We start from the raw sequence: 21,354 nt of genomic DNA, 5'->3' as shown, positions 1-21,354 counted from the left end.
CTGGCCGGAGGGCGCTTAATGGCGCACCTGCCGGGTGCCGAGGAGTTCATCCAGCACGAAGTTCTGGTTGCTGGAGCGGCCGGTGCTGGGCGCCCGGAGTCGGTGCAAGAAAAGGGCGACCCCAGCTGCTCCGGTCGCAAGGTCGCTGCTCTCCCGGTAGCACTGTTCACTCGGCCAGGCCACGCCGTCTTCGCGGGGAACCGCGTACATCGCCAAACCCCTGGCAAGCCGACGTGCCTCCAAACCCGCACTCTCATCACCGATGAGTTCAGCTGCGTCCTGCAATGCCATGCCCAACCCTGCCAGACCATGGAACAACTGAGGCAGCACCGTGTATTTGCGGCACAGGTCTGGCCGCATGAGCTGCCACGCCTGCCGCAATGCCCCGTCATCGGCGACGGCGCGGTATCGCAGAAGCGTCGTCGCGATGCCGGCGGTGCCCTCATCCCAGTAGCAGCGGATCACGTCCGGAGGCAGGCCGGGATCATGAGTAGCAGGGGGGAACTCGACGACATCCTCGCGTAGGTGGAACTTCCAGGACAGATCGTGGTCCAGCCCCTGACGGCCCAGAGTGAGCCACTGCTCGTCACCGGTTGCCAACGAGAGGTAGAGGAGGAAAAGCGCGATTCCACTCGCCCCATTGCCGTAACCGACCGGTTGCGGCCGGGGACTGCCGTCGGCTGGCGGCAGTCCGTGCTCTCGCAACCAGTGCGCCCCACGCTCGTCGTGTACCGCGCGGGCAGCAAGCTGTTGGCCGCACTGCACCGCCCACGACAGCGCCCGCTCGGCGAAGACACTGTCTTCGCCGCTCGTCGCCAACCGCAGACAGGCCATCCCTAATCCAGCGGTCCCATAGAGGATTCCGGAATCGGTGTGCGCCAATGGATGTTCCATCGCGGCGGTGAGTGCCCGTTGCGCGGCCTGCTGCTGTCCAAGCCGATCCAGCACCCAGGCAATACCGGCCGTGCCGGAGTACAGCCCCGGCGGGCAGAGCTCCGGATTGGTCCACTCGGCTGCCAGCAGCCACGCAAGCAGCTGCGGGGGGACTGCGCCGTCAACTTCTTTCAACACGTGCAGCACGCCGGCGGCGCCATAGCTGAGGGAGTAGGCGTTGGTTTCGTAAGCCATGAGGTAAGTGGGAAAGAGCCGATCCGAACGGTGTGGATCGGCGGTTGCTCGTATCTGGCTGGTGGTCTGGGTGACCAGCCAGTCCAGTTCCACGGTGGCTATGCCGTCCTGCTCGGTTGCCGACAGGGAGATCCGTGTCGGCTGGACCCAGCCGTCATGCCCGGCGAAATCGATCGCGGCGATACTGGCACGCAGTGCCGTCACATCAGGCACCTCAGACGTGACCGGCCGCATCAACGAGCGGATCACAGCTGGAAGCTCCGGCGGGAGTGTCAGATCGAGGGCCAGCTCGTCGAGAAAGCGGTCGAGCGACGGTGGGTGATAGCCCACCGCGTTATTGATCAACATCACCGATCCCAGCATCAGCGCGCCGAGGCTGTAGAAATCACTGGTGAGATCCGCATCGCCGTACTGAGCCGCGGCGTTGGACACGCCTGGTGTGTGGAAGCCGACCGGCATGTCCTCGCCTATCCTTATCGCCGTTTCGAGGTCGATGATTACCACCTGACCGGCGGCATCGATCAACACGTTGGTGAAGGAGATGTCGGACAGCATGACGCCGCGCTGATGCGCGCCGTCAATCGCATCGAGCAGGCCAAGCCAGTGCCTCTGCTGCTCCTGGTAGTAGCCAACCAGGTGGGCGCGGTCGAAGTTGCGATTGATTAAGGGGTTCGATCTGATCGACCGGGTACTCATCTGCTCGCCGTCGATGAATTGTTCGACCAGGAAGAGATGCTCCCATTCGGTGAACAGCTCCACCGGCTCGGCGAATCGTTGGGTGCCGGCCAGCTTGGTCAGAATCTTGAATTCCTTGATGAGCATGTCCTGTGCGCTGAACTGGCGTCGCCCAACCAGGACGTTCGGACGTGCCTCCTTGATCACCACACTGTCACCCGTCGTCTTGTCCAGCGCTCGATAGACCCCGCCGGCGTTCGAGTACGCGAGCGCTCCAGTGATCGCATACCGGCCGTTGTTCAATTCGGGCAGTCCCGGCGGCGGCTGCGGTTCATCGAAGGGATCGGTGGCCCAAGCCGGCTTGCTGTAGAAGGGATGCCGGATGTCGGGAGAGTCCATGCCCTGATCGTCGGCAATCATCAGGATGTTGCTGCCGTCGGGTTGCAGACGGTTGAGGGCCTTGAAACCGCCGTAACGGTAGTAGACGTTACTCGACCCGGGAACCCGGCGATCGGAAAGGATGAACGGCCCTGGGGCGCCGGCGAGCACCTGTGCCAGTTCCTTGGCGATGACGGTAAATTCGGCATCATCGGCGGGGTACACCGTGATGAACTTGCCGCTCGATCCGCGTGACCAGCGCTTGCCGGAGGTTCGGGCGAGGCAGTTGCGATCGAGCAAGAACTTGAAGTTGGCGTGGAAGTCGAACAAGACCGCCAAGGACTTGCTGAGCACATCAGGCGCCGACTCCGTCGTCGACGAGACGTGAATCTTCCAACCCTGCTGCGCCAATGGCTCAGTGGGTGAGTGGCTGATGAACCATAGGCCCCGCCGGGTGAGCCGCCATCCCTGGGGAACCTGCGATCGGTAGATAGCCAGCAGTTCGGGCTCAGGCGTGTACTGACTCATCGGTTCGAACCAGCGCGGATGCTGGTTGCCGTAGTTCAGGAGGGCATCCCACATGATGTATCCCTAGCTAGTGGTGTTTCGGCGGCCAGTCAGATCGGTGGAATCACGCAAGCTGGCTTACAGGGACTTACGGGTTACTCAGTACCTGGGGAAATGCAGGCGAGTGGTCGGCGCGCGCGTCGCCGACCGGCTCAGCAAGTGCGCTTACTAGTTACAGCTGCTCGAGTCACACGACGTGCAGCTGATCGAGGGCTCGTTGTAGGGGTCGTCGTTGAGGGGAAGGCTCTGCAGGTTCAGGACAATGGACATGGTTTCTCCTTAGGGGAATAGGGACAACCGCTTCGGTGTCCGGATGCCAGCTTGCGTGACTCCGTGTTCGACCCTGCCACCGGTTTCCCCAAAATGGACACACAGGACAAACTTTCGTTACCAAACCGTTATATGTTTGGTATTTGTTTAGTGATCTAAATATGCATTGGAGAAGCTTCGCTGGTACGATCCCGCTCCGCGCTCGCTGAGAACCTCGGCTGACGGCCGCGTCCTGCTCCACTAGATTGGACGCTGATGACCACCGCTGATGACCACTCCCAGGTAGATTTCGCCGACCTTGGCATCGACGAGCGCGTGCTTCGCGCCCTGGCCGATGTCGGCTACGAGACCCCGTCGCCCATCCAGGCCGCCACCATCCCGGCGCTGCTGGCCGGCCGGCATGTCGTGGGCCTGGCCCAGACCGGCACCGGCAAGACCGCCGCGTTCGCGGTGCCGATCCTGTCCCGGATCGACCTGTCGCAGAAGGCGCCCCAGGCGCTGGTCCTGGCGCCGACCCGGGAGCTGGCGCTGCAGGTGTCCGAGGCGATCGGCAAGTACGCCCATTACCTGCCCGGCCTGCACGTGCTGCCGATCTACGGCGGGTCCAGCTACGGCGTTCAGCTGTCGGGCCTGCGCCGCGGCGCGCACGTGGTGGTCGGCACCCCTGGCCGGGTGATCGACCACCTGGAGAAGCGGACCCTGGACCTGACCCAGCTGCGCTTCCTGGTGCTCGACGAGGCCGACGAGATGCTGAACATGGGCTTCGCCGAGGACGTCGAGACGATCCTCAAGGACACCCCGGCCGACAAGCAGGTGGCGCTGTTCTCGGCGACCATGCCGTCCCAGATCAGGCGGATCGCCAAGCGGTATCTCACCGACGCCGCCGAGATCACCGTCAAGACCAAGACCGTCACGGCGGCCAATACCCGGCAGCGGTATCTGCAGGTGTCCAACCCCCAGAAGATGGATGCCCTGACCCGGATCCTGGAAGTCGAGCCGTTCGAGGCGATGATCGTCTTCGTCCGCACCAAGCAGGCCACCGAGGACCTGGCCGAGCGGTTACGGGCGCGCGGCTTCTCGGCGGCGGCGATCAACGGCGACCTGGTGCAGGCCCAGCGCGAGCGCACCATCGGCCAGCTGCGCAGCGGCGCCCTCGACATCCTGGTGGCCACCGACGTGGCGGCGCGCGGCCTGGACGTCGAGCGGATCAGCCATGTCCTGAACTACGACATCCCCACCGACACCGAGTCCTACATCCACCGGATCGGCCGGACCGGCCGGGCCGGCCGGACCGGTGAGGCGCTGCTGTTCATGACCCACCGGGAACGGCACCTGCTCAACGCGATCGAGCGGGCCACCCGGCAACCGCTCACCGAGATGGCGCTGCCGACGGTCGAGGACGTCAACACCACCCGGGTCGCGAAGTTCGCCGACTCCATCACGGCCAGCCTGGGCTCACCGCAGCTGGGCCTGTTCCGGGGGCTGGTCGAGGACTACGTGCGCGAGCACGACGTGCCCATGGCCGACGTCGCCGCCGCGCTGGCGGTGCTGTTCCAGGACGGCGAGTTGTTCCTGCTCGCGCCCGAAGCCCCCGTCACGAGAAGGAAGAACGAGTTCGGCGCTACCGGGGACCGCGCCCCCGACCGGGACCGTGACCGTGACCGGGACCGTCCGGCCGTCCGGGTGGCCGGTCAGCGCCGGGCCAAGTCCGACGGCCGGCTGGCCACCTACCGCATCCGGGTCGGCAAGCGGCACAAGGTGCAGCCCGGCGCCATCGTGGGCGCCATCGCGAACGAGGGCGGCCTGAGCCGGCAGGACTTCGGCCACATCGACATCAAGGTCGACCACAGCCTGGTGGAGTTGCCGGCGGACCTGCCCCCCAGGACGCTGGACGCGCTGAGCCGGACCCGGATCTCCGGCCAGCTGATCGAGCTGACCCGCGAGGACGGCGAGCGCCCGGGTCGGGTCAAGAAGCCGCGCCACAAGGGCTGACCAGCGTCCTCGGGCCACCAGCGGCGCCGCGCCGGCCAGGAAGCCCGGGCCGTACAGGAAGCCCCGCGCCGTACAGGAAGTTCGCGATAGTCAGGACGCTGGTGTGCGCGCCATGTCATCCTTTCCCTTGCCGAGGCGACCGAATGATCACGCCCGCTCTCGGGGGAAGTAGTCACTATGTGGCGTGGCCTTTGGAGGCTCACGATGGCTAGATCATGCAATTGCGGACGAGTGCCCGGTGCGCATACTCACTCCGAGACGTGCTGCAAATGTCCCTGCCACCAGGGCGGGGCTGTTCATATCAAGCAATGTGAGTGCCACGCGGGTCGCGACGGGAACTGACCACCTCACCGAAACTGACCACCTCACCGAAACTGACCGCCTAACCGGAACGTTCCGGTTGCCTGTCGGTGCTTGCTTGGCTGTCCGCCGTCTGTAGCCTGACCCGGGTGGCCGACCAGCTGTCGATAGACGACATCGGGCCCATCCGCACCGCGGAGTTCTTCGCAGGAATCGGGCTCGTCCGCACGGCGCTGGAGCCGTTGGGCATCGATGTCGTGTGGGCCAACGACATCGAGAAGGCCAAGCGCGACGTCTACGCCGCCAACCATGACGCCAGTGACTTCCACCTCGGTGATATCCGTGACGTCACCGCGCGCCGGCTGCCGCAGGGTCTGGAGCTGGCGACGAGCAGCTTTCCCTGCGTAGACCTCTCGCTCGCCGGGAACCGGCGCGGCCTGCTGGGTGAGCAGTCGGGGATGTTCTGGGAGTTCGCACGAATCCTCGAGGAGCTGGGCGAGGGCCGTCCGCGGGTGGTGCTGCTGGAGAACGTCGTCGGATTCGCTTCCAGCCACGGCGGTAAGGACCTGGCGGATGCGCTTGCCGAGCTGGCCAGGCTCGGATACTCCAGCGACGTCTTCACAGTCGATGCCCGACACTTCGTGCCCCAGTCCCGTCCGCGCATGTTCCTCCTCGGGATCCGCGGCCAGCTGCCACCGGGCGCTGTCTGCGGTATGCCACCTGCCTCGGATGTGCGTCCGGAGTGGGTTCGACGTATCTATCTGAAGCACCCCGACCTTCGGATGCACTACCTGCCGATGGCTGCCCTGCCGCAGGACCCCCTGGAGCTGTCCGCGGTCATCGAGCGCCTCGCGGCCGACGATCGGCGGTGGTGGGACGGCGATCGGGTGCGCGCTTTTCAGGCCTCGCTGAGCCCGGGGCAGGCTGCACGGGTCGATGCCTTGCGCAACGCGCCGAGCATCACGTGGCGGGCCGCGTACCGGCGTACTCGCAACGGCATCGCCGTGTGGGAGGTGCGCCGGGACAGCATCGGTGGCTGCCTTCGTACCACCGGTGGCGGCTCCAGCAGGCAGGCGCTGGTGGAACTGGGCACCGGAAGCCTGCGGGTGCGGTGGATGACGCCCGTGGAGTACGCGCGCCTGATGGGCGCCGGCTCCTACCGGGTGTGCGCGGCGACGCCCAACCAAGCCCTGTTCGGATTCGGGGACGCGGTCGTCGTCGATGTGATCCGGTGGATCGGCGAGCAGTACCTGCTCCCGGTTCTGAGAGCGGCGCGTGCCGGGGTAGCGGCATAGGAGAAACTCGGTGCCCGCGGACGCCTGGCCGTACCCTCCTCTGGTGACACCGACGACCCCGGCCTCGCCGGCTCGATGAGCCCCGGCCAGCCCCTGCCGGCCACGCCGCCACCCTCAGCGGCGAGCGCCTCGATGAGGTCCAACCGGCACCGCGACACCGCTCCGGAGCTGCGGCTGCGACGGGCCCTGCACGCGTTGGGGCACCGGTACCGGGTGTCCCTGCCGGTCCAGGCCGGTGGCGTCCGGGTGCGTCCGGACATCGTCTTTCCGAGGCAGCGGGTCGCTGTCTTCGTCGACGGCTGCTTCTGGCACTGCTGCGCGCTCCATGGCCGCAGGCCCGCTGATCCGACCGGCTACTGGACGGCGAAGCTGGACCGCAACGTCGAACGCGACCGGCGAGTGACCAGCTCGCTGGAAGCCGAAGGCTGGCGGGTCGTGCGGATCTGGGAGCACGAGCCGGTCGACGAGGCCGTCACCTTCGTTGCCGCTGCCTTGGTGACCGCGCCTCATCGCCGGCCAGGACAAGCTCGTGCAGGGTCTGTCCCTCGGCGCGGTCAAGTGACGGCCGGGTCGTGTGACGGCGATGGGCCCGGTGACGGCGATGGGTCGCGTGACAGGCTGGTCCGATGACAGCGACGATGATGCGCGCCAGCGTCCTGCTCGGGATCGGTGACCTCACGGTGCAGGAGCGTGCCGTTCCCGAGCCCGGGCCGGGCGAGGTGCTGGTGCGGATCGGCTCGGTCGGGGTGTGCGGGTCCGACATCCATTACTACGACCGCGGCCGGATCGGCTCCTATGTCGTCAACCACCCCCTGGTGCTCGGCCACGAGGCCGGCGGCGAGGTCGCGGCCGTCGGCGCCGGTGTCACCACCCTGGCGCCCGGGCAGCGGGTCTCGGTCGAGCCGGGCGTGCCCTGCCGGTCCTGCCCGCAGTGCCTGGGCGGCCGGTACAACCTGTGCCCGCACGTCCGGTTCTTCGCCACCCCGCCCTACGACGGCGCGTTCTGCGAGTACGTGGTGATGCCCGAGGCGTTCGTGCACGCGGTACCGGACAACGTCAGCGACGACGCCGCGGGCCTGATCGAGCCGCTGTCGGTGGCGGTCTGGGCCTGCCGGCGCGGCCGGGTGGCGCCGGGCTCGCGCGTCCTGGTCACCGGCGCCGGGCCGATCGGCCTGGTGTGCGTGCAGGCAGCGCTCGCCTTCGGCGCTGCCGAGGTCGCCGTCAGCGACGTCAACCCGCACCGGCTGGCGCTGGCGGGCAAGCTCGGGGCTCGTGCCATCGACGTGTCCGCGACCTCGCTGGCAGCGGCGGGCGTCGAGCCCGATGTGCTGCTCGAGTGCTCCGGCAACGCCCGGGCCACCACTGACGCCATCGCCACGGTGGCCCGCGCCGGGCACGTGGTGCTGATCGGAATGGGCGGCGACGAGCTGGCCATCCCGCTGCCGTACGTCCAGGACCACGAGCTGGTGCTGACCGGGGCTTTCCGGTATGCCAACACCTGGCCGACCGCGATCTCGCTGGTGGCCTCCGGCCGGGTGGATCTGGACGTCCTGGTCACCGGCCATTATGGACTCGACGAGGTCGAGCAGGCGCTGACCGCAGCCCGGCGGGATCCCACCACCGTGAAGGCGATGGTCCGGCCCGGCAGCTGAGCGGCCGGCAGCGAAGGCTCGAATGGGACGGCCCGGAAGGAGCCACACCATGGTGTCGTTGTCCGCGGCGAACCTTGCCACGCTGAACCCGGACGTGGCAGTGCCCGGCTATGACCGGCAACAGGTCCGGGTGGGCATCGTCCACATCGGTGTCGGAGGCTTCCACCGGGCGCACGAGGCCATGTACCTGGACCGGTTGATGAACGACGGAGCCGCCCTGGACTGGGGGATCTGCGGCGTCGGGGTGCTGCCCGGCGACCGGCGGATGGCCGAGGCGCTCGCTGCCCAGGACCACCTGTACACCCTGGTCGTCAAGCATCCGGACGGCGCCTTGGAGCCGCGGGTGATCGGCTCCCTCGTGGAGTACCTGCTGGCCCCGGACGACCCCGAGGCGGTGATCGAGCGGATGACCGACCCGGCGGTCCGGATCGTCTCGCTCACCGTGACCGAGGGTGGGTACAACATCCACGCCGTCACCGGCCAGTTCGACCAGGATGACCCGGGCATCCGGCGGGACCTGGAGCCGGGCGCGGTCCCGAGCACCGCGTTCGGGCTGGTCACCGAGGCGCTGGCCCGCCGGCGCAGCCGTGGCCTGGCGCCGTTCACCGTGCTGTCCTGCGACAACATCCAGGGCAACGGCGACGTGGCGCGCAAGGCCTTCGCCGCCTTCGCGGCGTTGCGCGAGCCCGCCTTCGGGGAGTGGGTCGAGCGAGAGGTCCCGTTCCCGAACAGCATGGTCGACCGGATCACTCCGGGAACCACCGACGACGACCGGGCCGAACTGGCTCGCCGCTTCGGTGTCGAGGACCGGTGGCCGGTGGTGTGCGAGCCGTTCACCCAGTGGGTGGCCGAAGATCGGTTCACCAGCAGGCCGCCGCTGCAGGACGCCGGGGTGCAGCTGGTCTCCGATGTCGAGCCGTACGAGCTGATGAAGCTGCGCCTGCTCAATGCCGGCCATCAGGCGCTGTGCTATTTCGGCTACCTGTCCGGCTATCGCCTGGTGCACGAGGCAGCGCAGGACCCGCTGTTCGCCGACTTCCTGCTGGCCTACATGGAATCCGAGGCGACCCCGACCCTGAAGCCGGTGCCGGGCATCGACCTGCCGGCCTACCAGGCGAAGCTGATCGAGCGGTTCTCCAACGGGCAGGTCCGTGACACGATCGCCCGGCTCTGCGCCGAGAGCTCGGACCGGATACCGAAGTGGGTGCTGCCGGTGATCCGCCACAACCTCGACACCGGCGGCCCGGTCACCCTCGCGGCCGCAGTGGTCGCCAGCTGGGCGCGCTACGCCGAGGGCGTGGACGAGGACGGCAACCCGATCCAGGTGGTCGACCGGCTGTCTGGCGCCGTGACCGCGGCAGCGCGCGAGCAGCGCCGCGACCCGCTGGCGTTCCTGCGCAACCGGGAGCTGTTCGGCGACCTGGTGGAACAGCAGCGGTTCACCACCGCCTACCTCGCGGCGCTGGATTCCCTGCACGAGCGGGGAGCCCGCAAGACCCTGGAGGAGCTGATGGCCGACCGTCACTGACGAAACGGCCGGAATATCAGAGCACAACCCTGTACTCGTCTGGCTACCGCATACCGCGCGTCCTACCACTGAGGCCGACGCTACTGATAGATTGGTATCCCTACTATTCTAGGGATGTCCATCAGGACCACCGGGAAGCCGTCACCCTGCTATCCGGTGTCGCCGCCGTGGGCACCGAGATGAGCAGAGACCTTGCCCGCCTACTGGACCTGAAGGACAACGCGCAATACGGCGTCCTTCACATCAGCGAGACGAAGGCGCGTCAGGCGGTGAAGTGGGCTCAGCGGATGGTGGCCGCCGCTGAGACGGCCGTGCTCGGGTGAGCAGCGGGCTAAGGGTTCGACCACACTGCTCTCTCCTACTCGAACGAGCCCTCGGGATGAGCCTCTCGAGGGTTCGAGTAAGAGCACTCTGGCGGAGGATAGGGGATTCGAACCCCTGAGGGCGTTAACCCAACACGCTTTCCAAGCGTGCGCACTAGGCCACTATGCGAATCCTCCGTCGAAGAGGATACGGGTCGGCGAAGGCGCCGCTGCGCGGCGGGTCCCTCAGCGCCTGCCGGTCAGCGCCGACGACACCGGCCGGCTCAGCGCCGCCGGCTCCGGCCGGCCCGCTCGGCGGCCTGCGCGCTGAGCGCTGCGTTCCCGGAGCTTGCCGGTACGTCCGATAGCGGACTTTTCTGCGGTGATGTCGTGGGATGAAGCTCCAGGCAAAGAACGGCGGGCTCTGGTGGAGTGAACCGTAGTACTCTTCGCCGAACTCCTGGGGGCGGAATGACAGCAGGCACGAGCGCGCGAAAAGTTGCCCGCAGCGACGGGTTCAAGGGTCTGGCCAAGCTGGGCTTCGCGGCCCGGGGGACGATCTACCTGTTGCTCGGCTTCTTCACCATGCTGCTGGTGCTGGGTGAGCGTGCCCCAGAGGCGGATCAGCGAGGGGCGATGCAGGAGGTCGTCCGGCACGACGGTGGCTTCGTGCTGCTCTGGGTGATCGCGATCGGCTTCGTCGGCTATGCGCTCTGGCGCTTCTCCGAGGTGGCCTTCGGGGTGGTCGGCAAGGGGGAGAAGTCCCGGGACGTAGTCCCCCGGCTGCAGTCGCTGATCCGTGGCCTGATCTACGCGGGTTTGGCCTTTAGCGCCTTCAACCTGCTGGCGAACGCCCGCAGCAAGAGCCAGGCCAGCCAGCAGCAACTGCTGACGACCAAGGTGATGCAGTACCCGGCCGGCCGATGGCTGGTCGGCATCGCCGGCCTCGTGGTGATCGGCGTCGGCCTGGGGCTCATCTACGAGGGCGTCGCCCGCAAGTTCAAGAAGCACTTCGCGATGTCGGACATGCCGGCCGGCAGCCGGCGAATCGTCTGGTTCCTCGGCACCTTCGGCATCACGGCCCGCGGCGTGGTGTTCAGCCTGGTCGGCTTCTTCCTGATCCGGGCTGCCCTGGACTACGACCCGAAGAAGGCCCGCGGCCTGGACGGGGCGCTGCGCCGCACCGTCGCCGAGTCCGACACCGGCCGGCTGCTGGTCGCCGTCTGCGCGATCGGCCTGCTCGCCTTCGGCCTGTACGCCTACGCCGAGGCCGCCTGGCGGCGCACGGAATGAGCCGGCTGGACCAGCAACCGGACCGGCAGCGGCAGTCCGACCGTCGCGGCCATGGCAGCTGGCAGGCTGCGGCGCTCTGGTTGCTGGCCGGGGCGGTGCTGATCTGGCTGGCGCTGGTCGCCGTCGGGCACCTGCTCGGCCACCAGTGGCGCGACAGCGGCCTGGTGCGCTGGGACGCCTCGGTGGACCGCAGCCTGGCGGCCAACCGGCGCGAGCCCTGGACCGAGATCACCCACCTGGCCACCTTCCTCGCCGAGACGATCAGCGTGATCGCGGTCGGGCTGGTGGCCTTCGTGCTGCTGCGGCGGGCCTTCAAGCGATGGCGGGAGCCGCTGTTCCTGGCGGTCTCGCTGATCGGCGAGGTGACCATCTTCGTCAGCACCACCCTGCTGGTCGACCGGGACCGCCCGCCGGTGCGGCACCTGGACTCCGCCCCGCCGACCTCGAGCTTCCCGTCCGGGCATACCGCGGCGTCGGTGGCGCTGTACGGCGGGCTGGCGGTGCTCGCCTGGCGGGCCGGGGCCGCGGTCTGGCTGCGGACGCTGGCCACCGCGGCCGCGGTGCTGGTACCGGTGGTGGTGGCGATGTCGCGGCTGTACCGCGGGATGCACTACCCCACCGACGTGATCGCGGGGGCGCTGTTGGGCTGCTGCTGGCTGGCGGTCACCAGCACGGTGCTGCTGGGCAGGCGGGCTCCGACATGAGCAGCGTCGCCGGGGTGCTCAATCCCAGCAAGATCGAGGACCTGGCCGCGCTGAAGGCGGCCATCACCGAGCACTGCGGGGACGAGCAACCGACCTGGTACGAGACCACCGTGGACGACACCGGCGCCGGCCAGACGGCGCAGGCCATCGCGGCCGGCGCGCGGCTGGTGCTGGTCTGCGGTGGGGACGGCACCGTGGCGGCCTGCGCCGGCGCGCTGGTCGGCATCGAGGTGGCGATGGCGGTGGTCCCGGTGGGCACCGGCAATCTGCTGGCCCGCAACCTCGGCATTCCGTTGGAGCTGTCGGACGCGCTCGAGGTCGCCTTCGGCGCCGAGGAGCGGGTGATCGACGTCCTGGAGGCAGCCGAGCAGCGGTTCGTCGTGATGGCCGGGCTGGGCTTCGATGCCGCGCTGATCCGCGACACCGACGACGACCTCAAGGAGCGGCTCGGCTGGTTGGCCTACATAGGAGGCCTGGCCCGGGCGCTGCGGCGCAGCCCGCATGCGCAGTTCACCATCACCCTCGACGACGGCGAGCCGGTGCGCACGGCGGCGATCGGCGTCCTGGTCGGCAATGTCGGCCAGCTCGAGGCAGGCATCACGCTGATGCCCGACGCCAGCCCCGACGACGGCGAGCTCGATGTCCTGGTGCTCACTCCGCGCCGGGCCAAGGACTGGCCGGCGCTGGCCTGGCGGATCCTGCGCCGCCGTCCTGACTCCGGGCCCCAGGCTGAGATCTCGCGGGGCAAGAAGGTTCGGATCTCCTCCGCCGTCGCGGTGCCGGTGGAGTTCGACGGTGACTTCCGTGGGGAGGCCACCGAACTGCAGGTCGAAGTGCTCCCGGGAGCGCTGACCGTGCGATGCGGGCGGTCGTGACAGCTCCGGAACCGGGCTCACCAGCTAGCCGGGAGCCGACCGACCAGCCGGACCAGGCCGCCGGGACTGCGCCGGCTGACGAGACCCAGCCGACGGACGAGACCGCGCCGACCCACGAGACCCAGCCGACCGACGAGACCGCGCCGACCGACGCGCAGGAGAACGCCGGCCGCCGCCGGTTCGCCGGCCGGGCGGTGCTGGTCTTCGGGATCGCCTTCGTCGCGGCAGCGCTGTTCCTGGCGGTGTTGCTGCTGGTCACCTCGTCGTCGCAGACGCTGCTGCGGCTGGACCGGGCCACGGCCAACGACCTGCACAGCTACGCCCTCGCCCATCCCGGGTTCACCTCGGTGATGCGGTGGCTCAGCAACTCCGGCAAGACGGTGGTCTGGTTCCTGGTGATGGCGCTGGTCGTCGGCTGGCTGCTGCGGCGCGGGCTGCGGCGGCTCGCGATCTTCGTCGGGGCCGCCGTGGTGGGCAGCTCCCTGCTCAACAACGCCATCAAGCTGGCGGTCAACCGAACCCGCCCGCATCTGAGTGACCCGGTCGCGGTGGCGGCCGGCAAGTCCTTTCCCAGCGGGCATGCGCAGGCCGCGATCGTGGGCTACGGCGTGCTGCTGGCGGTCTTCCTGCCGATCATCCCGCGACGCTGGCGACCGGTGGCCGTCACCGTGGCAGCGGCGCTGGCGCTGCTGATCGGCTTCTCCCGGATCTCGCTCGGGGTGCACTACCTGTCCGACGTGATCGGGGCCTACCTGATCGGGACCGTCTGGCTGATCGGCATGATCAGCGCCTTCCGCACCTGGCGGCGCGAGGACGGCAGGCACGTCGGCGATGTCGGCGACGGTCTGGAGCCCGAGCACCGGGAACAGCTGGCGCCGTAAGCACCTCGCCGCTGAGCCGATTGCGGCTCAGCCGGTCAGCCGGTGGGCGTCACCGTCCGGCAGCCCAGCGGCGCGTTGGCGCCGGCGCCGATGTTCACCCCGTACGCGCACAGCTGGTTCGTCCCCGCAACCAGCGGGACGGTGTAGCTGAACCCGTGCGTGCCGGTGACCGACCAGGCGCGGTTGACGTCGGCGCGCAGCAGCGCGGTCCGGCTGGAGGCCACCTGCCTGCCGTTGCGGTTGACGGTCACGCCGATCGCCTGGGCGGCGCTGCTGAAGTCGAAGGCCCAGCCGGTGACCACCGCGCGGCTACCCTGCACGGTGACCGAATCGATCCGTCCGAACGGCGACGTCCTCAGCTGGATCGCCCGGCAGCCCGGCCGGCCGGTGGAGCCCGGACCCTTGTTGAGGGCGTAGACACAGACCGTGCTGGCGCCGGCCGGCACCCGGACGGTGACCTTGAAGCCGTGCAGGCCGGTGCCGTGGAAGAGGGTGTTGATGTCCCGCCGCAGGATGGTGGAGCCGACCGTGCCTGCCAGCGCCCCATTCACGCGGGCCACCACGGTCAGCGGGGCAGCCGGAGCGTCGTAGTCGAACGACCAGCCGGTGAGGGTGACGACGCTGCCCTTCTGGACGACCGAGTCGACGTAGCCCACCGGGGTGCCCGGCAGCGACATGCTCTTGCAGCCGATCTGGGTGTAGTGGCCGGCCCCAAGGTTCATCGCATACGCGCAGACGGTGTTGGCGCCGTTGTTGAGCTTCAATGTCGTGGCGAAGCCGTGGTTTCCGGTGATGTGGTAGTGGGCGTTGACGCCCGGGCGGTACACCGTGGTCTGGACGTAGCTGACCGGCTTGCCGTTGACGTGGAACCAGATCCGTACGCCGCTGCTGGTGGCGTTCGGGTCGAAGGCCCAGCCACTGATCTTCAGGTAGCGCCCGTACAGCCGCCAGACGTCGACCCGGCCCAGTGGGTCGTCATTGGCGATCCTGCCGCCCGGCATCAGCAGCTTGGCCTGGGCGGTCAGCACCCCGGGGATCGCGCCGTAGCTGCCGCCCTGGGTGAGGATCACCACCGCGTACCGGTCTCCGTTGACGAAGCCGGTGGAGTTGTAGGCCGGCTGCCCGGCGGCGTTGTCGTTGCCCCAGCCCTGCTTGACGGCCGATCCGGTGGTGGCGCTGGGGATGCCGAAGAACTGGTACACGCCGTCGGAGCCGTACCGGGTGGCATGGTGCATGGCGTTGCCCAGCCAGTTCCAGACAGCCGGGCGGTGCCGGACCTTGTGGTAGAACGTGGCCATGCCGGCCGCGGTGATCCGGGTGCTGCCCCACCAGCCCGACCGCAGCGGAGGCGCGCCCAGGTTCGGGATGTCGAACGCCTGCTTGATCCAGGTGATCAACCCGTCGCCGCCGACCCGGCCGTAGAGGGCGCTGGCGGCGGCGTCGTCGGACTGGGTGATCATCTTGTACGCGGCGGTCTCGTTCCAGCCGCTCATCTGCCCGGTCATCAGCAGCCGGGTGGCGATGAACACCTTCATCACCGACTCGGAGGCGTAGTAGCTGTTGTAGTCACCCGCTCCGCTGAACGTCCCGGTCTGGGTGTCGATCACCGCCACCGAGGACCGGTAGCCGTGCTGCCGGGCATAGTTGACGGCATTAGTGGCCTGGCTGCTCACCGAGGCCGCGGCCGGCGCGGCTGTCGTCACCGCGGTGAGCAAGCCGATCACCAGAGCTAGTCCGCTGGCGCCCGCCAGCACTGCCTTTGCACGCATCTGCCGTCATCTCTCGTGTGCCGCCGGGCGCTGCTGTCCGACGGTCCCTGCCCTGCTGTCGCGCTGACCTGTGCTGAGGAGCTATCCGCGGGCTGCCCTGGGTCCGGCCCCGCTGGCCAACCTGCCGCGAGCGGCGAGCCGTGGCTCGCCGGCCAGCAGGATCAGCCCGGCCAGCAGCAACGCGCCGAGGCCCGGGAGGGCGCCTGCGGCCGCGTAGCCCAGGCCCCCGGCCAGCAGCGCCTCGACAACCATGACGGCGCGCAGCGAGACCGGTTCCAGCGTGCTGAGCCGCAGGTGCAGCTGCTGCAGCGCCACGCTGGTCCGGCACCGGGCGCTGAGCAGCACCGCAAGCCCGCGCACCAGGCCGAACACCGTTCCGGTGGCCAGCGCCAGCGCCGGGGAGCCGGTCAGCGCGGCCAGCGCCACCACCAGGTAGGTGGCCGCGGTCATGATGGAGGTGGCGAAGCCGACGCCGATCTGCACGCCGAAGCCGGCGGCGTACAGCCAGCGGCGGTAGCGGGTGAGCCACAGCTCGTTGACCTGGCGGGGATGCAGCGGCAGCTGGAAGCCGCCCAGCCGCCGGTCCGCGGCGAGCGTGACCAGGCACGCCAGCACGGCGATCCAGAGCGCGACGCCTCGGTGGGCGGCCAGCGGCCGCAGCAGGACGGCCAGCACGCCGCCGGCCGCGCCGAGCGCCACCCCGCCGAGCACCGAGCCGAGCACGAACCAGACGGCGGTCAGCCAGTACCGGTTGCCCCGGGAACGCTCGGACAGCGGGTTGATCGCGGAGATCATCGACAACCCGCACGGCGACCAGGTGCCACGCGCGCCGGCCACCGCCGCGATCAGCAGCGCGCCCGCTGCCAGCGCGCCGGTCATACCTGCACCGCCATGGGACTGTCCTCGTCCTCGGACACCGTCCGGCCGCCGAGCATGACCGGTGCGGTGGCAGAGCCGGCGTGGCCCGCGTACACGGTGTAGGTGTGGGTCCCGGGCAGGTCGGTGACGGTGATGTCGAAGCCGGCTCCGGCTGACCTGGCGGCATCGGGGAGCTCCGGATGATCGGCTCCCGTCTCGTGCCGCGACAGCGCGACGCCGTCCCGGAAGACCGTCACGCCCAGTTTGCCGGCCGGCCGGTCCGGGTCGTACGCCCAGCCGGTGATCCGGACGGTGTCGCCCATCCGCCGTACCGACTCCACCCTGCCCAGCGGGCCAGACTGGTCCACCCGGACGGTCTGCCGGCCGATCGGGAGGATCTCGCCATCGTCGTCCCGCGCGCCGTCGCTGTCGCCGAGGGCGTACGCGGTGTAGGTGTGCACCCCCGGCCCGGCCGGAATCGTGAAGTCGAAGGCCCGCCGGCCGGTGGCCGGGTCGTAGGCAGCCCGGTCCGAGCGTGCCGGGTGCCAGTGCAGGGCGTGCTCGTCCTCGTACACCGCCACGGCAGCCACCGTGTCGGCGCCCTCGGTGTCGGCAACCCAGCCGACCAGCCGAACGCTGCCACCCGCCGCGGTGACCGAGTCCAGCTGGCCGGACGACCGGGCCGGTGTTCCAGCGACGGCCGGTGTTCCAGCGACGGCCGGTGTTACGGCGACGGCCGGGGCGACGGCGGCCGTCTTGGCGGGCACCACCACGGTGCGCTGGGCGAGGAAGGCGTTGCTGGTGCCGCCGCCGGCATTCAGGGCCCAGACCCGGTAGACGTGGCTGCCGGGCGTGGTGGGGATGGTGATCTTGAAACCGTGGATGCCGGTGATCTTGTAGGCGGCATTGACGTCCGGGCGGTTCACGGTCGTCTTGGTGTCGGGAAGGCGCTTGCCGTCCTGGTACACCGCGATGCCGATCGAGGTGGTCGGCACGTCCTTGTCGAAGGCCCACCCGCTCAGCACCACGCTGTTGCCCACCGCGACGGCCGAGTCCAGGTAGCCGTACGGCGCCACCCCGGGATTGACCGTGATGCCCTTGCCGCCGAGGCGCGGGTTGCTGCCGGCCGGGCCGATGTTGATCGCCCACACGCTGTAGGAGTGATAGCCGTTGGTGGCGGTGAAGCTGATGTCGAACCCGTGCTGGCCCGTGACCTTCCGGGCGGTGTTCACATCCGGGCGGGGCTTGTTGGCCAGGTATGACCGCAGGAACTTGCCGTCCTGGTAGATATGGACGTAGAGCGAGGTCGCCGGCGCGTTCGGGTCATACGTCCAGCCCTTGATCCGCACGGTGTTGCCGGTGCTGGCGATCAGGTCGACGTAGCCGACCGGTGCCTTGGCGACCAGGCACGGCGCGGAGTGGCTGCTGGTGTTGTTGTCGGTGCGGCTGGAGCTGGAGCAGGTGCCACCGAACTGCACCCACGGCGGCGTGCACGAGACCATCCGGCACAGCACCGGCCCGGTCGAGGACCACGGGATCTGGGTGTTGCACTGGCCGTAGCGGAACTGGTTGCAGGCCACCAACCGCTGGTCGCAGGTCGTCTGGTTGCAGCGGCAGGCGTACCGGCCGTCGCGGTAGGCGTTGCAGTCGATGTAGTAGCGGGCGCGGCCGCCGCAGAACGAGGAGTTGTCGGCCTTCCACCAGCCGCCGATGAAGGAATCGGGTGGGCAGCTGTTCTTGCCGCCGTTGATGGTGCAGCAGAAGACGGAGTAGCCGGCGCCGCAGGTGTTGTGCGAGCCGCACACCGTGTCGTACGCGCTGGCCGGCCGGGTCAGGTAGCTCCACGGGTTGACCGCCAGCGCGGCGCCGACCAGGGCAGCGCCGCCCAGGAAGCCCCGGCGGCTGGCCCGCACCCCTTCGGTGCGCTCGGCGACCCGGTTGACGATCCGCTCAGCCAGGCTAGCCGGCATGCTCCACCTCGATCCGTTCCAGAACCTCGTTCGCCTGCTTGGCCAGTGCGACCGCCTGCCGGTGCGAGCCGATCACCACGTACAGGCAGAACGGCCGGTTTCCCTGCGTGAAGAAGTGCTGGAGGCCGGCCTGGCCGGCGATCCGGCGCTGCATGCCGTTCGGGTTGAACTGGCCCGGCGTCACTCGCGGCAGGCCACGTGGGGAGTACAGCGCCGTGCCCAGGCAGTCGGGGCCGAACTCCAGCAGGGCGACGAACAGGTTGTCCGGGCCCATCAGCTCCACCGCGCCGGTGCCGTAGTCGCCACGTGAGGCGGGCAGCGCGAAGTTCGCCAGGTGCAGGACGGGATGGCTCAGCTCGCCCGGCCAGCCGGTGCCGGTGCCGGTGGCCTGGGCATGCAGCGTGGCCCCGGGCTGGCCCACCGTCCGCCGGTACAACCGGCCCTCCCAGCGGGCCGGGAGGGCGACTGCGAGGCCGTGTCCGGCGAGCCGGTGCTCGGCAGCCGGCTTCACGAGCGCTCGTCCTGCTCAGCCGTGACGTACAGGCTCGGATCCTGCGGGCCGATGCCGGCGCTCAGCAGGATCCGGTCGACGTCGCGCTCGCGCCTGCGGTCCGCATCGGGCTTGTGCGCCAGCGCCGGATGCCGGTCATCCTCGACGGACTGCCTGATCAGGCCGCTGACCTGGCTGAACGACATTCCCGAGCCCTCGCCCTTGACCCGTCCGGTGCGGCCATCGGCGACCACCACATAGGGTGAGCCCGGCACCTCGAAGTCGGCCCAGGCCTGGCTGGACATCACCAGGTCCACGCCGTCGGGGCACAGCAGGGACAGCACCGACGGGCTCTCCTCCTCCGGGCCCTTGGTGACCACCAGCAGCCGGCTGCCCTGCGGCGTGGTCCAGGACCCGGGCTCGCCGAGCTCGTGCCAGAAGCCGGCGCATCCCTCGCAGGTGGAGGACAGGAACGCCACGATGGTGTCGTGCTCGACGCCGACGGTGCGTACCGAGACGATCTCACCGCGCAGCGAGGTCCCGCTGATGTCGTGCGACTCGGCCCACTCGTCGCGGCCCTCGATCCGCTGGCCACCGGCCGGCTCGGGTACGCCCGACACGGTGCGGAACGGCGGCGGCGCGGCCGAGGCAGCGGCGCCCCCGTCGAGCTGGTGCAGCCGGCGCAGCACGGTGGCATATCCGCGCAGCAACCCGGCGACCAGCACGCACAACACGGCGAGGATCACCGTCTCGGCTATCACCAGCGCGGTCACCGGGACGCCTCCAGTTCTGCCGTGGCCGCGATCAGCTCGGGCAGCGCGGTCATCATGAGGTAGCCGAGATAGGCCAGCAGCGCGGCGGACAGCAGCAGCGCCGACGTGGTCGCCGGGGCATCGCCGAACCGGCTGATCAGCGGGTCCGCCGGCGCGAGCAGGGTTCCCAGGCCCGCCAGCATGCAACTGAGGTTGATCGCGGTGTGCCAGTGGCTGACCGGGGCGGGTTTGGTGAAGCAGCCGCAGTCCTGCCCGGACTCGATGCTCATCATGCGGGCCGACAACCCGGCGAGGACGAGATAGGCGAGCGCGATCACAGCGGCTGCGACCCGGCCCCCGACCAGCAGCGCCACCGTCGCAAGAGCGAGTTCCACGGCGCCGGAGAGCCGGGTGGCGGCCTTCGCGCCGAGCCGCTGGGCGCCCGGAATGCCCGCAGCGGCAAGGGGTGATCGGACTGGTGCGGGTTGCCGGAGCTTGGCCACTCCGGCCGCGCCGAGTAGCAGGGCGGCTGCGCTTACCAGTGAAATCAACACCGCTCCCTGCAGGGGCCTCCAACCGGGCGAACTGAACAAGCACAACACGCGAGCGCCGCTCATGCAACCGCAGCGCCGGTGACGCGCCGTGACGAGTGGCTGATCAGCCGCCCCGGACGACCACCTTCGTGACCCGGAACTGGCCGTCCGGCTGCTTGTCCACGGTGACGTCGATGCTCTTTCCGTTGCCCTGGTACCCGAAGACCGCGGGCCCGTTGACGCCGTCGCGGGGCAGGTAGACCGCGGTGCTGCCGGCTGTCGCGAGCAGGCTGCGGGTCAGCGCCTCGGGCACCGTGCCGGGCAGCACGCAGGCGATGGCCTCGGGCGCGTTGCCGGCGCTCAGCGCGCCCATGTAGGCGTCCGCCGCGTTCTGCGCGGCATCGGTGCCGCTGCACAGGTGGGCCGGGATGGTGATCGACTTCGACGACGGAGCCACCACGACGCTGCTGGCGGCCGGTGCGCTGCTGCGTGGGCGGGTGCTCGGCGGCCGGGTGGTCGCGGGCGTGCTGGCAGTCGTCCCGGCCGTCGTTGCCGGCGGCGCCGTCGAGGAGGCCGTCGCTGCCGGCGAGGTGGCCTGCTGGGCGGCGCTGCCGTGGGAGCCGCAGCCGGCGAGCGTGACGAGGAGCAGCACGCCTGCTGGCGCCGCACGCCGATCGAGCACCATCCGGGGCACGCTCCATGCGCTGTCGTGGTGGGGTAGTCATGCGGCAGGCCGTGCCTGCCGTGCAGATCTCTCGCCGATTGCCCCGAAGCCGTCGCCGCGGCTCCGCAAAGCTATAGCGGTCAGGGCCGGTGGGCCAATCGAGGCGCCTGGCCCACTACACTTGCGCCAGACCCCTCGCGTGGCGCTCATCCTGTGAACCTCCCCAGGGCCGGAAGGCAGCAAGGATAAGCAGGCTCTGGCGGGTACGCGGGGGGTCCTTCGTCACTCTGGCGCGGTAGTCGCCAGGTAAAGGTTCGCATGTAAACCATTGACTTTTGGCCGGCCTGCTGACGAGGATCGACGGACGGGCCCGGTGGCCCGCGGCAGTGAACGTTGCGCAATGGCGAGGGTGTGTGCACGACGCGAGGCTCTATCGAGTGGTCGCGGAGGCGCGATGACCTCGCCCCGGTTGCTGGAC

The 21,354-nt window shown here is 69.3% G+C and carries 18 protein-coding genes, 1 tRNA gene and 1 other RNA gene; 11 read left to right on the top strand and 9 right to left on the bottom strand.

From position 1 onward, the window contains the following. Positions 1-15: 15 nt before the first annotated feature. Positions 16-2,763 carry a class III lanthionine synthetase LanKC gene (lanKC, locus tag VF612_RS10620; RefSeq protein ID WP_408659822.1) on the bottom strand — a complete coding sequence of 916 codons (2,748 nt, stop codon included), beginning with the start codon at positions 2,761-2,763 and terminating at the stop codon, positions 16-18. 510 nt (positions 2,764-3,273) lie between these two features. Between lanKC and VF612_RS10615 the strand changes: the two genes are divergently transcribed. The 6 genes from VF612_RS10615 (at position 3,274) to VF612_RS10590 (ending at position 10,108) form a co-directional block, all read left to right on the top strand. Next, on the top strand, positions 3,274-5,010 hold the full coding sequence (locus tag VF612_RS10615; RefSeq protein WP_408659821.1) for a DEAD/DEAH box helicase: 1,737 nt from the start codon (positions 3,274-3,276) through the stop codon (positions 5,008-5,010). Between the two features lie 449 nt (positions 5,011-5,459). After that, positions 5,460-6,605: a DNA cytosine methyltransferase gene (locus tag VF612_RS10610; protein WP_408659820.1), complete on the top strand. Its 1,146-nt coding sequence runs from the start codon at positions 5,460-5,462 to the stop codon at positions 6,603-6,605. Between the two features lie 75 nt (positions 6,606-6,680). Beyond that, positions 6,681-7,235: a very short patch repair endonuclease gene (locus tag VF612_RS10605; RefSeq protein WP_408659819.1), complete on the top strand. Its 555-nt coding sequence runs from the start codon at positions 6,681-6,683 to the stop codon at positions 7,233-7,235. Beyond that, on the top strand, positions 7,232-8,257 hold the full coding sequence (locus tag VF612_RS10600; RefSeq protein WP_408659818.1) for an NAD(P)-dependent alcohol dehydrogenase: 1,026 nt from the start codon (positions 7,232-7,234) through the stop codon (positions 8,255-8,257). The genes VF612_RS10605 and VF612_RS10600 overlap by 4 nt, the downstream gene beginning before the upstream one ends. Positions 8,258-8,306: 49 nt before the next feature. After that, positions 8,307-9,785: a mannitol dehydrogenase family protein gene (locus VF612_RS10595; RefSeq protein ID WP_408659817.1), complete on the top strand. Its 1,479-nt coding sequence runs from the start codon at positions 8,307-8,309 to the stop codon at positions 9,783-9,785. A gap of 167 nt (positions 9,786-9,952) precedes the next feature. Further along, positions 9,953-10,108 carry a hypothetical protein gene (locus VF612_RS10590; protein ID WP_408659816.1) on the top strand — a complete coding sequence of 52 codons (156 nt, stop codon included), beginning with the start codon at positions 9,953-9,955 and terminating at the stop codon, positions 10,106-10,108. Between the two features lie 89 nt (positions 10,109-10,197). Here VF612_RS10590 and VF612_RS10585 read toward each other — a convergent pair. Next, positions 10,198-10,285: transfer RNA gene (locus VF612_RS10585), tRNA-Ser, on the bottom strand. 273 nt (positions 10,286-10,558) lie between these two features. Between VF612_RS10585 and VF612_RS10580 the strand changes: the two genes are divergently transcribed. The 4 genes from VF612_RS10580 to VF612_RS10565 are packed head-to-tail and all read left to right on the top strand — an operon-like array spanning position 10,559 to position 13,840. Then, the gene (locus VF612_RS10580; protein ID WP_408659815.1) at positions 10,559-11,380 is read left to right on the top strand and encodes a DUF1206 domain-containing protein; all 822 of its coding nucleotides are present in this window, start codon (positions 10,559-10,561) and stop codon (positions 11,378-11,380) included. After that, positions 11,377-12,084 carry a phosphatase PAP2 family protein gene (locus VF612_RS10575; RefSeq protein ID WP_408659814.1) on the top strand — a complete coding sequence of 236 codons (708 nt, stop codon included), beginning with the start codon at positions 11,377-11,379 and terminating at the stop codon, positions 12,082-12,084. Before VF612_RS10580 ends, VF612_RS10575 begins: the two co-directional genes overlap by 4 nt. Beyond that, positions 12,081-12,959 (top strand): diacylglycerol/lipid kinase family protein, encoded by an 879-nt coding sequence (locus VF612_RS10570; RefSeq protein WP_408659813.1) that lies wholly within the window; start codon positions 12,081-12,083, stop codon positions 12,957-12,959. Before VF612_RS10575 ends, VF612_RS10570 begins: the two co-directional genes overlap by 4 nt. Next, a complete protein-coding gene (locus tag VF612_RS10565) occupies positions 12,956-13,840 on the top strand; it encodes a phosphatase PAP2 family protein (protein ID WP_408659812.1) in 885 nt (294 codons plus the stop codon). The genes VF612_RS10570 and VF612_RS10565 overlap by 4 nt, the downstream gene beginning before the upstream one ends. A 35-nt stretch (positions 13,841-13,875) precedes the next feature. On the opposite strand, the gene VF612_RS10560 is transcribed toward VF612_RS10565, so the two are convergent. The 7 genes from VF612_RS10560 to VF612_RS10530 all read right to left on the bottom strand — a co-directional run bounded on the left by VF612_RS10560 (position 13,876) and on the right by VF612_RS10530 (position 20,897). Beyond that, entirely contained in the window at positions 13,876-15,609 is a 1,734-nt protein-coding gene (locus VF612_RS10560; RefSeq protein ID WP_408659811.1) for a hypothetical protein, read from the bottom strand. 81 nt (positions 15,610-15,690) lie between these two features. Then, positions 15,691-16,488, bottom strand: coding sequence for a hypothetical protein (locus VF612_RS10555; protein WP_408659810.1), 798 nt, complete (start codon positions 16,486-16,488; stop codon positions 15,691-15,693). Then, positions 16,485-18,437 carry a twin-arginine translocation signal domain-containing protein gene (locus VF612_RS10550; protein WP_408659809.1) on the bottom strand — a complete coding sequence of 651 codons (1,953 nt, stop codon included), beginning with the start codon at positions 18,435-18,437 and terminating at the stop codon, positions 16,485-16,487. The genes VF612_RS10555 and VF612_RS10550 overlap by 4 nt, the downstream gene beginning before the upstream one ends. After that, the gene (locus VF612_RS10545; RefSeq protein ID WP_408659808.1) at positions 18,427-18,948 is read right to left on the bottom strand and encodes a hypothetical protein; all 522 of its coding nucleotides are present in this window, start codon (positions 18,946-18,948) and stop codon (positions 18,427-18,429) included. The genes VF612_RS10550 and VF612_RS10545 overlap by 11 nt, the downstream gene beginning before the upstream one ends. Next, complete coding sequence (locus VF612_RS10540) at positions 18,945-19,700, bottom strand: hypothetical protein (protein WP_408659807.1); 756 nt, start codon at positions 19,698-19,700, stop codon at positions 18,945-18,947. The genes VF612_RS10545 and VF612_RS10540 overlap by 4 nt, the downstream gene beginning before the upstream one ends. Then, on the bottom strand, positions 19,697-20,230 hold the full coding sequence (locus tag VF612_RS10535) for a MauE/DoxX family redox-associated membrane protein (protein WP_408659806.1): 534 nt from the start codon (positions 20,228-20,230) through the stop codon (positions 19,697-19,699). Before VF612_RS10535 ends, VF612_RS10540 begins: the two co-directional genes overlap by 4 nt. A 106-nt stretch (positions 20,231-20,336) precedes the next feature. Beyond that, on the bottom strand, positions 20,337-20,897 hold the full coding sequence (locus tag VF612_RS10530) for a hypothetical protein (protein WP_408659805.1): 561 nt from the start codon (positions 20,895-20,897) through the stop codon (positions 20,337-20,339). A gap of 165 nt (positions 20,898-21,062) precedes the next feature. Between VF612_RS10530 and ffs the strand changes: the two genes are divergently transcribed. Beyond that, positions 21,063-21,159: signal recognition particle sRNA small type (gene ffs, locus VF612_RS10525), an RNA gene on the top strand. The last annotated feature ends 195 nt before the right edge of the window (positions 21,160-21,354 follow it).

It is taken from the genome of Jatrophihabitans sp., assembly GCF_036388195.1.
Taxonomy (GTDB): domain Bacteria; phylum Actinomycetota; class Actinomycetes; order Mycobacteriales; family Jatrophihabitantaceae; genus Jatrophihabitans_A.
The sequence above is the reverse complement of the archived record's forward strand: the minus strand, read 5'-3'. Positions and strand labels throughout refer to the sequence as shown.

Excerpts from the sequence above, each read along its gene's own strand:
- VF612_RS10555 (WP_408659810.1), bottom strand. The coding sequence starts at position 16,488 with ATGACCGGCGCGCTGGCAGCGGGCGCGCTGCTGATCGCGGCGGTGGCC.
- VF612_RS10570 (WP_408659813.1), top strand. The coding sequence starts at position 12,081 with ATGAGCAGCGTCGCCGGGGTGCTCAATCCCAGCAAGATCGAGGACCTG.
- VF612_RS10615 (WP_408659821.1), top strand. The coding sequence starts at position 3,274 with ATGACCACCGCTGATGACCACTCCCAGGTAGATTTCGCCGACCTTGGC.
- VF612_RS10530 (WP_408659805.1), bottom strand. The coding sequence starts at position 20,897 with ATGGTGCTCGATCGGCGTGCGGCGCCAGCAGGCGTGCTGCTCCTCGTC.
- lanKC (WP_408659822.1), bottom strand. The coding sequence starts at position 2,763 with ATGTGGGATGCCCTCCTGAACTACGGCAACCAGCATCCGCGCTGGTTC.
- VF612_RS10595 (WP_408659817.1), top strand. The coding sequence starts at position 8,307 with ATGGTGTCGTTGTCCGCGGCGAACCTTGCCACGCTGAACCCGGACGTG.
- VF612_RS10550 (WP_408659809.1), bottom strand. The coding sequence starts at position 18,437 with ATGCCGGCTAGCCTGGCTGAGCGGATCGTCAACCGGGTCGCCGAGCGC.
- VF612_RS10580 (WP_408659815.1), top strand. The coding sequence starts at position 10,559 with ATGACAGCAGGCACGAGCGCGCGAAAAGTTGCCCGCAGCGACGGGTTC.
- VF612_RS10560 (WP_408659811.1), bottom strand. The coding sequence starts at position 15,609 with ATGCGTGCAAAGGCAGTGCTGGCGGGCGCCAGCGGACTAGCTCTGGTG.
- VF612_RS10600 (WP_408659818.1), top strand. The coding sequence starts at position 7,232 with ATGACAGCGACGATGATGCGCGCCAGCGTCCTGCTCGGGATCGGTGAC.
- VF612_RS10605 (WP_408659819.1), top strand. The coding sequence starts at position 6,681 with ATGAGCCCCGGCCAGCCCCTGCCGGCCACGCCGCCACCCTCAGCGGCG.
- VF612_RS10575 (WP_408659814.1), top strand. The coding sequence starts at position 11,377 with ATGAGCCGGCTGGACCAGCAACCGGACCGGCAGCGGCAGTCCGACCGT.